We start from the raw sequence: 14180 nt of genomic DNA on the forward strand, positions 1-14180 counted from the left end.
TCGCCCCTCGTGATCTTCGGCTCTTCCCTACGGCGCTCTCACCCAAGGGTCAATTGCCCTGAAAGGCCATATTTTGGATGCATGCGCCCAAAGATTTGCTTAAAAGCGGGGAAGAGCAGAAACAACACCGAATTCGGCAAGGGACGTACATGTCGCGCATCTTTCTTACCCTCGCATTTCTGGCCGTCACCCTTGTGGCGCCGATCGCCGCCAAGGCGCAGGTTTTCATCCAGATCGAGGCGCAACCCAGCCTCTCGCGCGCCGAGGACAGTGCGCGCCGGTACGCGGGTCAGATGCAGGATGTTAACGGCTTTGCCCTGGGCGGCGGATGGTATGGTATCGCGCTCGGACCCTACACCGAAGAAGATGCCAACACGATCCTGCGCAACCTTCGATCGTCCCGCCTGATCCCGCGCGACAGCTACATTGCCGAAGGGGCCGAGTTCGGTCGCCAGTTCTGGCCAGTGGGGGCTAGCGTCCTGAACCGCCCGACACAGGATATCACCGAAGGCACCGGCACAAACAGCGCCACAGAGGGGGCCGAGCAGCAAACCACAACCGTCGACCCCCTGCCCCAGCCAGAGCCGGAGCCGGAGCCGTCCGACGAAACCGTGCGCGAGGCGCGCGCCAGTGAGGCGCTCTTGACCCGCGAAGAACGCGCTGCCTTGCAAGAAGCCCTGAAATGGGCCGGGTTTTACGGCGGCGCGATCGACGCCGCATTCGGTCGCGGCACACGCGGCTCGATGGCCCGCTGGCAGGAAGCAAACAATTTCGAAGCCACCGGCGTTCTGACCACCCGCCAGCGCGCGGAGCTCTTCCGGCAGTATAACGCGGTCCTCGAAGGGCTGGACCTGCGGGTCGTGCGCGACACCGGGGCTGGCATATCGATGAAACTGCCAACCGGCGTCGTGGAATTCTCGAAATACGAGCCGCCCTTCGCTCATTACGAAGCCACCGGCGACATCGACGCAAAGGTCCTGCTTATCAGCCAGGCCGGCGACCGCGCCACGCTTGCCGGGCTTTACGATATCATGCAGACGCTGGAAATCGTGCCGCAGGACGGCCCGCGCAATCTGGACGGCGACTCCTTCACCCTGATCGGCGAGAACGCCTATACCATTTCACACACTCAAGCCTGGTTGCGTGACGGGCATATCAAGGGCTTCACCGTGGTCTGGCCCGCGGGCGACGAAGAGCGCCGCACCCGGATGCTTGGCGAAATGCAGGAAAGCTTCTCGCGCCTCGACACCGTGCTCGATCCAACCGCCGGCACCAACGACGTGCAAAGCATCGACCTTGTCGCGGGACTGGAAATCCGCAAGCCCAAGATCTCTCGTTCGGGGTTCTACGTCGATCGTTCCGGAACGGTCGTCACCACGACCGAAGTGGTCGCATCCTGCGGGCGCATCACCCTTGACGAAACCATCGAAGCCGAAGTTCAGACAGCGAACGACGAAACCGGCATCGCAGTCCTGCGCCCGAGCACGCCGCTGGCTCCCTTGGGCGTTGCGGCCTTCCAGCAGAACATTCCCCGCCTGCAATCGGACGTGGCCGTCGCTGGCTATTCCTATGGAGGCGTTCTCGGCGCGCCGTCTGTCACCTTCGGACAGCTGGCCGATGTGCGGGGCCTGAACGGCGAACAAGAGATGAAGCGCCTTGCGCTGAACGCGCTGGATGGAGATGCCGGCGGGCCAGTCGTGGACGCGGGCGGTGCCGTTGTCGGGATGTTGCTGCCTGCCCGCGACAACAGTCGGCAATTGCCCGAAGGCGTCAGCTTTGCCGCCAATGCCGAGACGATCCGTCGGGTGCTGGAACAGGCTGGCATCACCCCTTCGGCCACCAACGGTAACGGCCAGATGCCGCCCGAAAGCCTCTCCGAGCGTGCTTCAGGAATGACCGTTCTGGTCAGCTGCTGGGAATAACCGAGGTAATACCGCCCGGCCCGGCTGCCCCAAATACATCGTCAGCTACAGCCCCTGCAACGATGTCAATTGAGTAAGGCAGCCAGGGTGCTTCGAGCATTTGCAGAATGATGCAAGCCAGCAGCCGCGCGTCGCTTTCATCGTTCGCGAAAGACTCGTGTCCTGCCCTCAGCCACCAATCCCGGCTTGAACGTGAATGAGCGTCGGTCGGTCCGCATCAAATGCCGCGCGCACCGCCGCACCCATGTCGTCAAGGCTACCGGGCTGGACAGCATGGGCGCCATAGGCTTTCGCCAGCGCACAGAAGTCCGGGTTTCGCGCGACCACCGCGTTGGGCGCGATCTGCGACCGGATCATCGCATCCTCGATCTCTTTCAGCTTGCCATTGTCCCACAGGATTATCGGCAACGGCAAGCCATGCTCGACGGCCGTTCCCAGCTCCTGCACGGTATACTGAAAGCCGCTGTCTCCGCAGATCGCGAGCGTCGGCTTTCCGTCCCGCGCGATGGCTCCACCGATCGCGGCGGGCATCCCGTATCCCAGCGTGCCGTATCCGAACGGGTGATGCCAATGGCCCGGCCGGTCCATCGGCCAGACTTCCTTGGCGGCATAGGCGAATTGCGTCATGTCGGAATAGATCATCGTCTCTGCCGGGCAGGCAGCGTGCAGCGCGTCGACCACCGGCACGATGCCGGGGCGTTCGGCTTCCACCTCGACCCTCCAGCGCGACTTTGTGGCCGCCACGACCGCCGCATCCCATTTCGGCTCGGCACGGTCAGGCAAGCTCTCTGCCAACGCCACCAGGAACGCATCTGCGTCGGACAGGATGCACAGCTCGGCCCGTGGATGCTCCAGCTCCACCGGATCGATATCCACTCGGATCATCCGTCCGGTATGGCCCAACTCGTCACGCCACAGGTCGATCTCGGACAGCTCGGACCCCACGACAAGCACCAGATCTGCCCGTGCCAATACCTCCGCGCTGTCCGGCCGCGCCAGGTAAGCCCCGAAATCGAGCGGCAGGTCGGCCCCGACGACACCGCGTCCCGCATAGGTTGTCATCGCCGCTGCGCCACTGCGCTCGACTACCGCCCGAGCCGCCGCGCCAGCCCCGACGCTGCCACCACCAAACAAGACCATCGGGCGTTTCGCCTCTTGCAAAGCCTCGGCCGCCGCCGCCACGTCCTCTTTCCGGGCCACGGGTCGCTTGGCGCGCGTCTCAACAGGGGCCGGCGCCGGGTCGGCCAGGCTGCCGCCCAAGGCGATCGGCACTTGCAGGTGCTTGGTGCGGGGCCGCGCGGTGGCGAACTCGTTGAACGCCCGCTCGACCAGGGCGTATGTAGCACCGGCCGACTTCGTCTCATGACTCCAGTCGCAGATGCAGCGCGCCGCGCCTTCCTGGTCGATCATCTGGTGCAACTGCCCGCGCCGCGCCGCCGTCTCGTCCAGGCAGCTTGAGATCACCAGCATCGGCACGCTGTCCGAATAGGCCTGCCCCATCGGCGTCATCGCATTGGTCAGGCCCGGGCCGGTAATGACGTAGGCCACACCCGGCTTGCCCGACGCACGAGCATAACCATCGGCCATGAACCCTGCGCCCTGTTCATGCCGGGCCAGCACATGACGGATGCCTGCTTCCTCGATGCCACGATACATCTCGACGTTATGCACCCCCGGAATGCCGAAGATCACGTCGACCCCACGGGCCTTCAGCATGTGCGAGATTTGTGCGCCAAGCGGTCGCTGAGTCATCAGGCCCTCCAGAAAGACAGTGTAAAAATTGCAAAGACGGCCAGAAGCTCCAGCCGTCCGACGAGCATCGCCGCGATAAGGATCCACTTCGCGGTGTCGTTGAGCGGCTGGAAGTTCCCCGAAGGCCCGATCACGTCCCCCAGCCCAGGGCCGATATTGGCCACCGCCGTCGCGGCCCCCGACACCGACGTGGTGAAATCCAGCCCCGTCATCCCAAGCGCCACGGCCACCAGCCCCAGCGTGACCACGAAGAACACGAAGAAGGACATGACCGACGTCAGAACGTCATCGGAAATCGGCCGACCGTCATAGCGCGGCGTGAACACGCCATGCGGCGAATAGATCCGCTGCAACTGCGCCCTTACCGAGGCGAACAGCAGCTGATAGCGGAAGATCTTGATCGAACAGCTCGTCGACCCGGCGCAGCCTCCAATCAGGCCAATGAAAAAGAACAACGCGATCAGGAAGGTCCCCCACTCCATGTAATCCACGCTGGAATAGCCCGTGCCGCTGATGATCGAGGTGATGTTGAACGCCGCCTCGCGCAGTGCCTGTTCGGGATTATGCGGAAAGATCGACATCAGGATGACGGCGGTGCCCACGATCAGGACACCGATGGTCATCAGGAAAGCCCTAATCTGGCTGTCCTTCAACAGCGCGTTGCTGCCGCTCAGCAATTGCACGTAACGTACGAAGGGCAGCGCCGCGAGGATCATGAACGCCGTCGCCACCCACTCCGCCGGCCCCTGAAAGGTGCCGAAGGACGCGTCGTAGGACGAGAAGCCGCCTGTCGACACCGTCGTCAGCGCGTGCATGGTGGCGTCGAACGCGTTCATGCCCGTCATCATGTAGCAGGCCGTACAGGCCAGCGTCAGCCCGAGGTAGATCACGGAGATGCGCGAGGCGATCTCGGTCGCGCGCGGCAGGATTTTTCCCATCGTGTCGAACGCTTCCGAGCGGAAGATCTGCATCCCACCGACCCGCAATTCGGGCAGGAAAACCATCGCGACGATGACGATACCGATCCCGCCCAACCATTGCAGGATACCGCGCCACAGGTTCAGTCCCTTGGGCAGCGTATCCAGTCCAGACAAAACCGTCGAGCCAGTCGTCGTAAGGCCCGACATCGCCTCAAAAAATGCATCCACCAGGCTCGAATTGGTGGCCCCGAACATGAACGGTATCGCGCCGAAGATTGGCAGGATCACCCAGACCCCGGTCGTCAGAAGGAACGTTTGCTGGATGGTCAGGCCTTCGCGCACGCCGTTCTTGCACGACAGCGCCACAAGGCCACCGGTCAGGACAGTCAGGATTGCGCTTTCCGCGAAAACCTGCCAGTGGCCGCGCCCTTCAGCGATATCCACCATCATGGGCAGGACCATCGCCAGGCCCAGCGCCATGACCGTCAGGCCAATCACATATCCAACCGGGCGAAAATCCACCATGGATCGAAGCCTTGGCTGCGGTTCTGGCCTATGTCAAGCCGCTCCGCGAGGACCCTGTAAGGAAGGGCCCTCGCGGGGCTGGAAAGGTCGTCAAGCGTAGAACAGATCCTGGAAGACGTGGCGCACGATATCTTCGCGCTTGATGCCCATCTCGGCCAGTTCTTCGTCGCTTTTTGCAGTCAGTTCCTCGATCAGGCCGCGGCGCGACATGATGCGCGCGTGCTGCTCAAACCGCTCCACGATGCCGTGGAACAAGCGGGTGAAAACGCCGCCGTGATCAAGATTGGTTGTGCTAGTCGCCATTTGGAAACCTCAAGAATGTTGCTTCGGTTTCCTCCCTGACACCAAGGTAGGCCAAACTATCGGTCAGCACCACTGCCATACCCGAAACCCTGGCTTGCAACTGATGCAACCCCGCAGGTTTCGACCCAACCGGCAGGACAATATCGGCCATCGTTGAATCCCGCTGGCTCAAGCCAAGTCCTTACTGCTATGTAGGAATTTCACTGGAATAGTGTCTCGACGGACGGCAGTCGACACGTTTGGGCAACGTTGACGCCCCTTGCATCGATGGTCCGTTGCCGCAAGAGCTTGGTTCCGACTCAAACCGCCCTCGGGAACAGATGCCCTTGCAGGCGTCCCGGAGGGCGGCTTCGTCGTCGGCCTGGGTTAAGGCCCTTACGTTCGCGATGGGTCAGTTCGCTTTGAAAGGCGCTGACAGGTGCTGGTCAGACATCCCGGTTCGGGAGCTTTTGGCGCTCAGGCCGCCCATTCGATCTGGGTCTTGCGCGTCATGGCCTGGGTCAGTTTTCTCAGTGTCTCGCGAACTTTGCGGAACAGGCGATTGAGACCATGTTGATAGTTAAGGTTGGTTGTGCTGGTAGCCATTTTGGAAACCTCGTGTGTTAATCTTTCAGTTTCCTCCCTGGTCAACAGGTATACCTGCAGACCAGAGGCAACCACTTTAAAAGTGGAAGCCCCGATTTGCATCCTGTGCAATGCTCCGCGATCCGGGCGCATTTTCGGCGACCAAGGGAACACCGAAACAAGAAAGCGCGGCCACCGCTTCAGCAGTAGCCGCGCCTCTTCTGTCTTCGCGTCATTCGATCCGGCTGAAGCCGCGTCCTATGAATCCGCCGCCTTGTCGGGATTAGCGGAGCGTTCGGGCATCGCCGGCGGGGCCGAGGGCTTGCGCGGGCGCTTGGCGCCGCTGTTATTTTCTGTGCCAGTCTCGGGCTTCGGAAAGGTTGTCACGTTGCTCGCTTCGGGCTTTGCCGGGGCTTGGCTTGCTGTTTGCGAGTCTGGTGTCGCGGCCGGCGTCGGCTCAGATTTTGCTAGCGTGTCGACCGGCTTTGCTGGGGCCGGTTTGGTCGCCGGCTTCGAGGACGACCCGGCCACTGCCGGTTTTGCCGCCTTGGCAGCGGGTTTGGCAGCCGTCTTCGCGGCCGGTTTCCCTGCCGGCTTGGCGGCGGCTTTGGCAGTCGGTTTTGCCGCGGTCCTCGCAGCCGGTTTGGCCTCCGCCTTGGGCGCGGACTTGGCCGTCGTCTTGGCCGCCGGTTTCGATGCGGTCTTCCTGGGTGCCGGCTTCGCCTTGGGTTTCGCCGCGGGCCGCGACTTGGCGGCCGGTTGCTCTCGCACCGGGCCCAGAGCCGGCAGATCAAAGGCCAGACCCAGGAACTGAAGCTGCTTTTCATAGGCGGCGCGTCCCAGCACCTGCATCACTCTCAGCTGCTTTTCCACGAAAATGCCGCTCAGCTGCAGGCCCATCAACGACGCCTTCAGCGGTGCCGAATACATATCCATTGCTCTATCCCGTTTTGGATCGCCCCCTGCGGGCAAGATTGCATAAGAACCATACCAGCTTTGCACGTGCAGAAAAAGATATGCCGCACCGCAGCCAGCGTCGCGGCCGATTCCGGCGGGCTATTGCCAAAGGTTTCAGCACAAATTGCGCCGGATCGGCGCCGCGCGGGTTATCCGACGTGAAACAGCGTGGTGAACAGCTTAGGATCAAGGCTTTCGGACGCGAACGTGTCGCCTTGCGTCGTGATGCTGACCGCGTCGTGGCTGTGCAGGCTTTCCTGGTGGCTGGCGATCACGCGAAAATCGCCAATCCGCGCGTCATTCAGAAACTGCTCGGAAAACAGCCGCGCCGCATCCTCCACGAAAATCGGGTTGGCCGCGTTCAACTCGGCAAAGGCCTGCTCGTCCTCACGCTTGACCATCACCTGCGTCTCCGTCGCCACCGCCTTGCGGGCCAGCTCGATCAGGTCTTCGAACCACAGGCAATCCTCGCCGACCACCTCGACCGAAATTCGCGCCACCGACCGCTGGGAATGCGGCGTGGCCAGTTGCCCCCGCGCCTGTCGCGCGTGCTCGCTCAGTTCCAGTGAGCAGGGGCAGGTGGATGAATAGACATAATCCAGATGCATGAACTTGCGACGCACACCGTCATGCTCCACCAGCTCCATCGCGATGTCGTAATACTGGTAACCTTCCAGCCCCGACCGCAGCGACGTGATCTTCATCGGGAAGGAAAACCGCATCTGGATGCGCGCATCGATGCTGTCCAAGTCCGAAATGTAATCGTCGAGCGCCGTCTCGATCACCTCGAAACTGAAAGTCCGCTCGGCATGCTTGTAAAAGCTGCGCATGATGCGGGACATGTTGATGCCCTTCTTCTCGGCCTCCAGGCTGACCGAGCCGGTCACCGAGGTTTCGAGCGTAAGGTCGCCGTCGTCACGGGTGTGGAAGCGGATCGGCAAACGGAAATTCGAAATTCCGACATGCTGCAATTGCTGCCGCGCCCCCTTGATCAGCGAGGACGGGCCGTTCTGCAAATCCGGCATGCTGGCCTTGTAGGCGGCGTCGGGTTTGAATTCTTCCGGATAGTCACGGCGCAACGTCGGATAGTTCGACACCTCGCCCTGCGGCAGAAGCCGGGCAATCGTCGGGTCGAGGTCGGCAACCTCCTCCGGCGTGGCCGTTTCCGCCCACGCACGCAATGTATCCAGCGCGGCCTTCGCCTCGGTGCGGTCCTTGACCTTCTTCATGTCAGAAGGGTGCACATTCATCGTCGGGTCCTCGCTCGCATCGGGCGGCATCATACTTATGCGTAAACACGGTAAATTACCACTAGCACATAAGATACGTCAGAAGCGCTGCCTTGGATCACTGTTGCGTCACTGCCTCCAGTGCCTGCATCACGTCGGCAATCAGGTCCTCAGCGTCCTCCAACCCGACGCTCAGCCGGATCAGGCCCGGCGCAATGCCCAGTGCGTCCTTCTGCGCGTCCGACAGGCGCTGGTGCGTCGTCGTTGCCGGATGGGTGGCAATGGATTTCGCGTCGCCGAGGTTGTTCGAGATCACGACGATCTCCAGCGCGTTCAGAAATTGGAACGCCGCCGCCTGTCCGCCCTTGATCTCCAGCGCGAGAACCGTGCCGCCCTTGCCCATCTGGCGCTCGACCAGCTCATGCTGCGCGTGGCTGGCGTGCCCGGGATAGAGCACGCGCTCAAGCCTCGCATGTCCCTGCAGCGCATCGGCGATGGCCAATGCGTTGTCGGCCTGTGCTCGCACTCGCAGGTCGATCGTCTCCAACCCTTTCAGCATCAGCCACGCGGTAAACGGCGACATCGACCCGCCGGTATGCTTCATGTAAGGCTCGATCGTCTTGCGGATATACTCCTCGGTCCCGAGGATCACACCGCCCAGCGCACGGCCCTGCCCGTCGATATGCTTGGTCGCGGAATAGACCAACACGTCGGCACCCTGTTCCAGTGCCCTCGAAAAAACCGGCGTGGCAAAGACGTTGTCGGCTACCACCTTGGCGCCGACGGCATGGGCGATCTCGGCCACTGCCGACACGTCCACCACCTCCAGCGTCGGGTTTGCGATGGTCTCGAAGAACACCACCTTGGTGTCCTCACGCACTGCGGCCCGCCACGCGTCAAGGTCCGTGCCATCGACGAAAGTCACTTCGACACCATAGCGCGTCAGGATCTCTTCCAGCACATAGAGGCACGAGCCAAAAAGCGCCTGCGCCGAAACAACATGATCCCCGGCTTTCAGCATCGAAATCAGCGCGCCGCTCACCGCAGCCATGCCACTCGCTGTGGCAAAGGCGGCCTCTGCGCCTTCTAGCGCCGCGATTCGGTCCTCGAACATCGCCACGGTCGGGTTCCCGTAGCGGGCATAGATGAACTCGTCATCACCGGCCTGCACGAACCGCGCCTCCGCGGCCTCCGCGCTGTCATAGACGAAGCCCTGCGTCAGGAATATCGCCTCGCTCACCTCGCCGTACTGGCTGCGCCGCGTACCGCCATGCACCAGCTTGGTGCGTCTGTTCCAATCGTTTTTCATCATCGACCTCCGGGCGATCCGCCCCAAAAAATAAAGTCCCCAAGCCGGTCAAGCGAAAGGGGACTTTCATCCTGACCTCTTTAGCGGAGATGTTTAACGTGGCCCGCAATCCGGTAACAAATCGCCACAAACAATGATGTACGCCCACCGGCGACTCGCGTCAACAGCTAGCTCTAACGCTGCGGTGTGCCCTCTGGGTACCGTCACGGTGCTGTAACTCAAACTTCAAGCAAGCGTCATATGGCTGGAGTACTGCCTGCCTACAAGATGTAGTTAAAAGGGTCGAAGATGCCGCTCTTGCAGATCGACGCCACGCCATTTGGTCCTTGCCTTCATGGTGCCTCGCAGCCGCTTCTGCCCACCCTGCGCCGCGCGCTCGTCCGTCCCGGCCCGGTCATCATCATGACACACGGGTTCAAATTTGAACCAGGCCATCCCAACGCCTGTCCGCACAACCATATCCTGTCGCTCGATCCGAAACACCGCACATGGAAAGCCAAAAGTTGGCCGCGCGGTCTGGGATACGGCGCAGGCGAGCGTGACGAAGGACTCGCGATAGGATTCGGCTGGTCCGGGCGCGGCACCATCTGGAACGCCTACAAGCAGGCCGAAGAGGCTGGCCTTTGCCTTGCAGACCTTGTGTCGATGATACGGCAGGTCGCTCCCGACCGTCAGGTTCACCTTGTCGCGCATTCTCTGGGCGCGCGCGTGGTCCTTGGTGCCCTGCCCCACGTCCCAGCGCGCGCGGTCGCCCGCGTTCTTTTGCTGAACGGTGCCGAATACGGCGCCGCCGCACGGGCCGCAATCGAAAGCGCCGCAGGCTGTGCCGCCGAGATCATCAATGTCACGACCCGCGAGAACGACCTGTTCGATTTCCTGCTGGAAAGACTGATCTCGGCCCCCGAAAACGGCGACCGCATGCTGGCGCAGTCCCTGCCGCAGCGGCCCAACACGCTCACCGTACAACTCGATCATCCCGACACGCTGCCGTCGCTGGAGCAGGCCGGGTTCCATGTCGCGCCGGGACGGGCGCGCTTTTACTGTCACTGGTCAACCTATCTGCGCGACGGGCTGTTCGACTTCTACCGCGCCCTGCTGCGCCAGCCCGAACATCATAGCTTGGCCCGCTTGCGCACGTTGCTTCCCGATATTCAAGATCCGCGCTGGTCGCGCGTCCTGCCCTGGCCCAGACCGGGGATGGCAATTATCCCGTTTTTGTCCCGCCAGCCTCAGGCGAGGCTGTCTTCGGGCGGAATCACAAGCAGCACGATGAACCAGTAAGCCGCGTGGACGAGAAACGCCGCGATCATCATCGCCGACATCCACACCACCAGTGACCCGGTCGCGATCAAGGCTTCGTTCACACACAGGAAAACCAGTGCGAAACAGGCATTGACCCGCAAGAGCGAAACAGGCCGCCCCTCGGTCACGCTGTGCATCATCCGCGCCATGACCTCCCGCTCGCGCCGGACGCCCATCAGCATCACCAGAAGCACGAAAACGCAAGCACCGGACAACAGGCGCTGGCTGAACAGCGGATCGTTGATACCCAGTTGCAGCGCCGACAACGCGGTGACAATCAGCACAGGCCAGACCATCTTGGCGCGGTTCCCATCGTTCAGGTGACAGGCGGCGTTTGGCAGGCTGCGCCAGACCGCATGGGCTTGCGCCAACACGAGAACCAGAACGAAAACCCGGTCCTCCGGCATCCCCGTCGCGTTGAGCCCGATCCAGAGTATCAGCATGATCACGAGTGGAAGAAGCGTTTCTGCCCGCATCGGCGGAATAGAGGCGAAAGCGTCCCGGACGCGGGAAATCACGGCATATGTCATGCGCCTTGCGTGACGCACCATTGGGGCGAAAGTTTGACCCGTGCCGCGGATCGCACGCGGCACAGTCCCATAGGCAACATAATCGGTCAGGGCTTACCGCTGTCGTCCGTTCCATGCTCGGCGATCAGCTTGCCCTGCATCATGAAAAACACGAACATCGCCGCCATCAGGCCGAAGGTCTTGAAATAAACCCAGGTTTCCTCGCTCTGCGTGCGCCAGACCAGTTCGTTCAGTGCCGCCATCGCGAAAAAGAAGATCGTGATCCGCTTGGTCAGGATCATCCAGCCCGTGCCCGTCAGCGGCATCAGCCCGTCCATCACGTATTGTAGATAGGACCGCCCGCGCAGAAGCCCGATGCCCAGAACCGTGCCGAAAAACAGGTAGATGATCGTCGGTTTCATCTGGAAGAACTTCGGATCGTTCAGCCACACGGTCAGCCCGCCGAACACGACGACCAGCACCGCCGTCAGGATTTGCATCTTCGACAGGTGCCCCGTCAGCCTCCACATCAGCGCGGTACAGATCAGCAGCACGGGGATGAAGACCGCCGTGATGACGATGAACCCTTCGTATTCCGTGCCGCCGATGGTGAACAAGCGGTCCTTCAGCAGCAGATACGCCACGAAGAATCCAAGCACCGGGCCAAATTCCAACACCGCCTTCAGTTTGCCATTCGTGTTCTTGTCGTCCATCGTCTCGCCTCTTCGCTTCAACCGCCACTCTCAACTATGACCGCACCGGCTGCAATCAATGCCATCAGCGCGATCCGCCGAGGCCCCACCGTTTCTTTCAGGATCAACCAACCTATGAGGGCGGCAAACACCGTCGAGGTTTCGCGCAGTACCGCCGCCTCGCCCACCTTGTCCAGCCGTGTGGCCATCATGATCGAGCCGAACGAGAAAAATGCGATGAACCCGCCCGCGACCCCGCGCACCAGCAGCGGACCGGGTTCGGGCGCATCCTCCATCCCGCGCCACCGGCGGTAGGCGATCACCGGAAAGATCAGCCCGTCGATCATGAAGAACCACGCAAGAAACGTGAACGGGTCGGCGGTGGCGCGAATGCCATAGGCGTCATACGTGGTGTAAAGCGCTACGAACAGTCCCGTAAGAACAGCCAGCCCCAAGGCCGCGGGCATGGTCTCACGATCCAGCTTGATCGTGCGCAGATTATAGATAGCCAACCCGTAAATGCCGGCCAACAGAACGCCTACGCCCGTCCATTGCACGAGGTTGAACGTCTCGCCGAACAGCAGATAGGCCCCAATCACTGTGAAAAGCGGCCCCGTGCCGCGCACCACCGGGTAAACCACAGTGTAGGCGCCGCGCATATAGGCCATCGCCTGCAAGATCTTGTAAAGCGTGTGGATCAGCCACGCGGTCGCGAAGATCACCCACATATGCGGCTCGGGCCACGGCACGACGAACAGCGCAAAGGGCGCCGCCATCAGCGCATAAGCCCCGTCGATCGCGCCCCGCGTCAGCCACGGATCGTGCCGCCCTTTCTGCAACGCTCCGAACAACGCGTGCAGAACAGCGGCCAGCAAGGCCAGCCCCAGGGCAAGCTGGTGACCGGCCTCGGTCCCCTCCAAGGAAACGATCCATTCGCTCATGCGCCGGTGTCACACCCCCGGCACGGCCCGGTCCACTCGTCAGCTTTCATGCGTGCCGCGTATCGGATAATCGTTCTCAAGCACGTACTTGATCCGCGACGGCAGCTTCTCCAGCTCCGGGCGCAGGAACGGCGCGTTAGAGATATCCACCATGTGCAAGTTGCCCTCCGGGTTGACCAGGAACAGGCCGGGTTCCGCGAAGGGCCGGTCGGTTTCCTCGGGCGAGCGCGGGTCCGAGACATAAAGCCCCAGCGCCTGCATCTGCGCCACGTCCATCCCGTACCCCAGCGGTACCGAAAGGGAAAGGTCCGCCCGCAATTTCCGCGCCTTGGCCTCTGTATCGGCGGACACGGCCACCACTTCGATCCCCATATCCGAGAATTCTTCGAGCTTCGGCTCAAGGTCCTGCAGGTACTGGCGGCAGATCGGGCAGTGGATGCCGCGATACACGAAGATCAACTGCCACGGCTTTTCTTCGGGCTTGCCAAGGCGGATCGACCCGCCGTCGAGGCACTCGATCTCGGTCACGGGAAATGCGGTAGCGGATTGCAGGGCGTTGGGCATGGGAAAGCTCCTTTCTAGGGGGCGGATGCCGTCGTCAGCGGCACCGGGATCCGGAGTACCTAGTCACGAAGACCGCAAACCCAACCCCCTCGGGCCCAGCGACCGACAGGCAAACTCGACAAACAATCCGCAACGCAACGGAACCCACGCAGCAACACGCCGTTGATCCCTCATGCAACCCATGCTCGCCGCTTTCATGGATCAGATCGTGAACGAGGTGCAGGGCACCTTTTCAGTAGTGCCTGCCTCGGTCGCATTCGCGCGTCTCAGTGTTGCCGTGGTTCTAGGCGCGTTCATCGGCTTCGAACGTGAAATGCGAGACAAGCCGGCCGGACTGCGCACGCATATCCTCGTGGCCGTGGCCGCATGCCTTTTCGTCATCATCGGCCGCGAACTTGCCGCTCTCGATTTCGGCGGCGGCAACAGCGAACAGCGCAATGATCCCATACGCATGATCGAGGCGGTCACCGCCGGGGTCGCCTTCCTCGCCGCCGGGCTGATCTTCACCGCAGGCGACAAGGTGCGCAACGTCACCACGGGTGCTTCGCTCTGGCTGGCGGGCGCCGTGGGCCTCGGCTGCGGTGCCGGGCAGATCCCGCTCGCGGCAATGGCCGCCGCAATTGTCGTTATCGTGCTATTCGTACTGCGCCAGATCGAAAAACTGATTGGCACGCATTGAAGCCGCGCGGCA

15 protein-coding genes and 1 riboswitch are annotated in these 14180 nt (G+C 62.1%); of the genes, 3 read left to right on the forward strand and 12 right to left on the reverse strand.

Annotated elements, in window-relative coordinates; all coding sequences use genetic code 11:
* Positions 1 to 149: 149 nt before the first annotated feature.
* The gene (locus C2I35_RS15495; protein ID WP_103763969.1) at positions 150 to 1922 is read left to right on the forward strand and encodes a serine protease; all 1773 of its coding nucleotides are present in this window, start codon (positions 150 to 152) and stop codon (positions 1920 to 1922) included.
* Between the two features lie 168 nt (positions 1923 to 2090).
* Here C2I35_RS15495 and C2I35_RS15500 read toward each other — a convergent pair whose 3' ends face one another.
* The 8 genes from C2I35_RS15500 to metZ form a co-directional block, all read right to left on the reverse strand.
* The gene (locus C2I35_RS15500) at positions 2091 to 3674 is read right to left on the reverse strand and encodes a 5-guanidino-2-oxopentanoate decarboxylase (protein WP_103763970.1); all 1584 of its coding nucleotides are present in this window, start codon (positions 3672 to 3674) and stop codon (positions 2091 to 2093) included.
* Entirely contained in the window at positions 3674 to 5119 is a 1446-nt protein-coding gene (locus C2I35_RS15505; protein ID WP_103763971.1) for a TrkH family potassium uptake protein, read from the reverse strand. Before C2I35_RS15505 ends, C2I35_RS15500 begins: the two co-directional genes overlap by 1 nt.
* A 90-nt stretch (positions 5120 to 5209) precedes the next feature.
* Positions 5210 to 5422, reverse strand: a complete 213-nt coding sequence (locus C2I35_RS15510) for a hypothetical protein (protein WP_103763972.1) — start codon at positions 5420 to 5422, stop codon at positions 5210 to 5212.
* Entirely contained in the window at positions 5412 to 5573 is a 162-nt protein-coding gene (locus C2I35_RS22190) for a hypothetical protein (protein WP_170067233.1), read from the reverse strand. Before C2I35_RS22190 ends, C2I35_RS15510 begins: the two co-directional genes overlap by 11 nt.
* A gap of 305 nt (positions 5574 to 5878) precedes the next feature.
* Complete coding sequence (locus tag C2I35_RS22645) at positions 5879 to 6007, reverse strand: hypothetical protein (RefSeq protein WP_274593384.1); 129 nt, start codon at positions 6005 to 6007, stop codon at positions 5879 to 5881.
* A gap of 237 nt (positions 6008 to 6244) precedes the next feature.
* Positions 6245 to 6922, reverse strand: coding sequence for a hypothetical protein (locus tag C2I35_RS22320; RefSeq protein ID WP_103763974.1), 678 nt, complete (start codon positions 6920 to 6922; stop codon positions 6245 to 6247).
* A 170-nt stretch (positions 6923 to 7092) separates the two neighbouring features.
* The gene (folE2, locus tag C2I35_RS15525; protein WP_103764090.1) at positions 7093 to 8193 is read right to left on the reverse strand and encodes a GTP cyclohydrolase FolE2; all 1101 of its coding nucleotides are present in this window, start codon (positions 8191 to 8193) and stop codon (positions 7093 to 7095) included.
* Positions 8194 to 8290: 97 nt separating this feature from the next.
* Positions 8291 to 9481, reverse strand: a complete 1191-nt coding sequence (gene metZ / locus C2I35_RS15530; protein ID WP_103764091.1) for an O-succinylhomoserine sulfhydrylase — start codon at positions 9479 to 9481, stop codon at positions 8291 to 8293.
* Positions 9482 to 9540: 59 nt separating this feature from the next.
* Positions 9541 to 9619, reverse strand: a riboswitch (SAM riboswitch).
* A gap of 150 nt (positions 9620 to 9769) precedes the next feature.
* Here metZ and C2I35_RS15535 point away from each other — a divergent pair.
* On the forward strand, positions 9770 to 10762 hold the full coding sequence (locus C2I35_RS15535) for an alpha/beta hydrolase (protein ID WP_146050047.1): 993 nt from the start codon (positions 9770 to 9772) through the stop codon (positions 10760 to 10762).
* Here the strand turns inward: C2I35_RS15535 and C2I35_RS15540 are convergent.
* The 4 genes from C2I35_RS15540 to C2I35_RS15555 form a co-directional block, all read right to left on the reverse strand.
* Positions 10711 to 11313, reverse strand: coding sequence for a hypothetical protein (locus C2I35_RS15540; protein ID WP_103763975.1), 603 nt, complete (start codon positions 11311 to 11313; stop codon positions 10711 to 10713). The two genes, C2I35_RS15535 and C2I35_RS15540, sit on opposite strands and share 52 nt — an antisense overlap.
* Before the next feature lie 86 nt (positions 11314 to 11399).
* Positions 11400 to 12005 (reverse strand): inner membrane-spanning protein YciB, encoded by a 606-nt coding sequence (locus tag C2I35_RS15545; protein ID WP_103763976.1) that lies wholly within the window; start codon positions 12003 to 12005, stop codon positions 11400 to 11402.
* Between the two features lie 17 nt (positions 12006 to 12022).
* On the reverse strand, positions 12023 to 12925 hold the full coding sequence (locus C2I35_RS15550) for a DMT family transporter (RefSeq protein WP_103763977.1): 903 nt from the start codon (positions 12923 to 12925) through the stop codon (positions 12023 to 12025).
* A 39-nt stretch (positions 12926 to 12964) separates the two neighbouring features.
* Complete coding sequence (locus C2I35_RS15555; protein ID WP_103763978.1) at positions 12965 to 13489, reverse strand: peroxiredoxin-like family protein; 525 nt, start codon at positions 13487 to 13489, stop codon at positions 12965 to 12967.
* A gap of 172 nt (positions 13490 to 13661) precedes the next feature.
* Here C2I35_RS15555 and C2I35_RS15560 point away from each other — a divergent pair, with 172 nt between their 5' ends.
* The gene (locus tag C2I35_RS15560) at positions 13662 to 14168 is read left to right on the forward strand and encodes an MgtC/SapB family protein (RefSeq protein WP_245890508.1); all 507 of its coding nucleotides are present in this window, start codon (positions 13662 to 13664) and stop codon (positions 14166 to 14168) included.
* Positions 14169 to 14180: the final 12 nt, after the last annotated feature.

This window comes from Roseovarius confluentis (genome assembly GCF_002917925.1).
GTDB classification, from domain to species: Bacteria; Pseudomonadota; Alphaproteobacteria; order Rhodobacterales; family Rhodobacteraceae; genus Roseovarius; species Roseovarius confluentis.

What these genes read in the sequence shown, in the direction of transcription:
- metZ (WP_103764091.1), bottom strand. Translation starts at nt 9,481, where the DNA reads ATGAAAAACGATTGGAACAGACGCACCAAGCTGGTGCATGGCGGTACG.
- C2I35_RS15560 (WP_245890508.1), top strand. Translation starts at nt 13,662, where the DNA reads ATGCAACCCATGCTCGCCGCTTTCATGGATCAGATCGTGAACGAGGTG.
- C2I35_RS22645 (WP_274593384.1), bottom strand. Translation starts at nt 6,007, where the DNA reads ATGGCTACCAGCACAACCAACCTTAACTATCAACATGGTCTCAATCGC.
- C2I35_RS15555 (WP_103763978.1), bottom strand. Translation starts at nt 13,489, where the DNA reads ATGCCCAACGCCCTGCAATCCGCTACCGCATTTCCCGTGACCGAGATC.
- C2I35_RS22320 (WP_103763974.1), bottom strand. Translation starts at nt 6,922, where the DNA reads ATGGATATGTATTCGGCACCGCTGAAGGCGTCGTTGATGGGCCTGCAG.
- folE2 (WP_103764090.1), bottom strand. Translation starts at nt 8,193, where the DNA reads ATGAATGTGCACCCTTCTGACATGAAGAAGGTCAAGGACCGCACCGAG.
- C2I35_RS15550 (WP_103763977.1), bottom strand. Translation starts at nt 12,925, where the DNA reads ATGAGCGAATGGATCGTTTCCTTGGAGGGGACCGAGGCCGGTCACCAG.
- C2I35_RS15500 (WP_103763970.1), bottom strand. Translation starts at nt 3,674, where the DNA reads ATGACTCAGCGACCGCTTGGCGCACAAATCTCGCACATGCTGAAGGCC.
- C2I35_RS22190 (WP_170067233.1), bottom strand. Translation starts at nt 5,573, where the DNA reads ATGGCCGATATTGTCCTGCCGGTTGGGTCGAAACCTGCGGGGTTGCAT.
- C2I35_RS15545 (WP_103763976.1), bottom strand. Translation starts at nt 12,005, where the DNA reads ATGGACGACAAGAACACGAATGGCAAACTGAAGGCGGTGTTGGAATTT.
- C2I35_RS15535 (WP_146050047.1), top strand. Translation starts at nt 9,770, where the DNA reads ATGCCGCTCTTGCAGATCGACGCCACGCCATTTGGTCCTTGCCTTCAT.
- C2I35_RS15540 (WP_103763975.1), bottom strand. Translation starts at nt 11,313, where the DNA reads ATGACATATGCCGTGATTTCCCGCGTCCGGGACGCTTTCGCCTCTATT.
- C2I35_RS15505 (WP_103763971.1), bottom strand. Translation starts at nt 5,119, where the DNA reads ATGGTGGATTTTCGCCCGGTTGGATATGTGATTGGCCTGACGGTCATG.
- C2I35_RS15495 (WP_103763969.1), top strand. Translation starts at nt 150, where the DNA reads ATGTCGCGCATCTTTCTTACCCTCGCATTTCTGGCCGTCACCCTTGTG.
- C2I35_RS15510 (WP_103763972.1), bottom strand. Translation starts at nt 5,422, where the DNA reads ATGGCGACTAGCACAACCAATCTTGATCACGGCGGCGTTTTCACCCGC.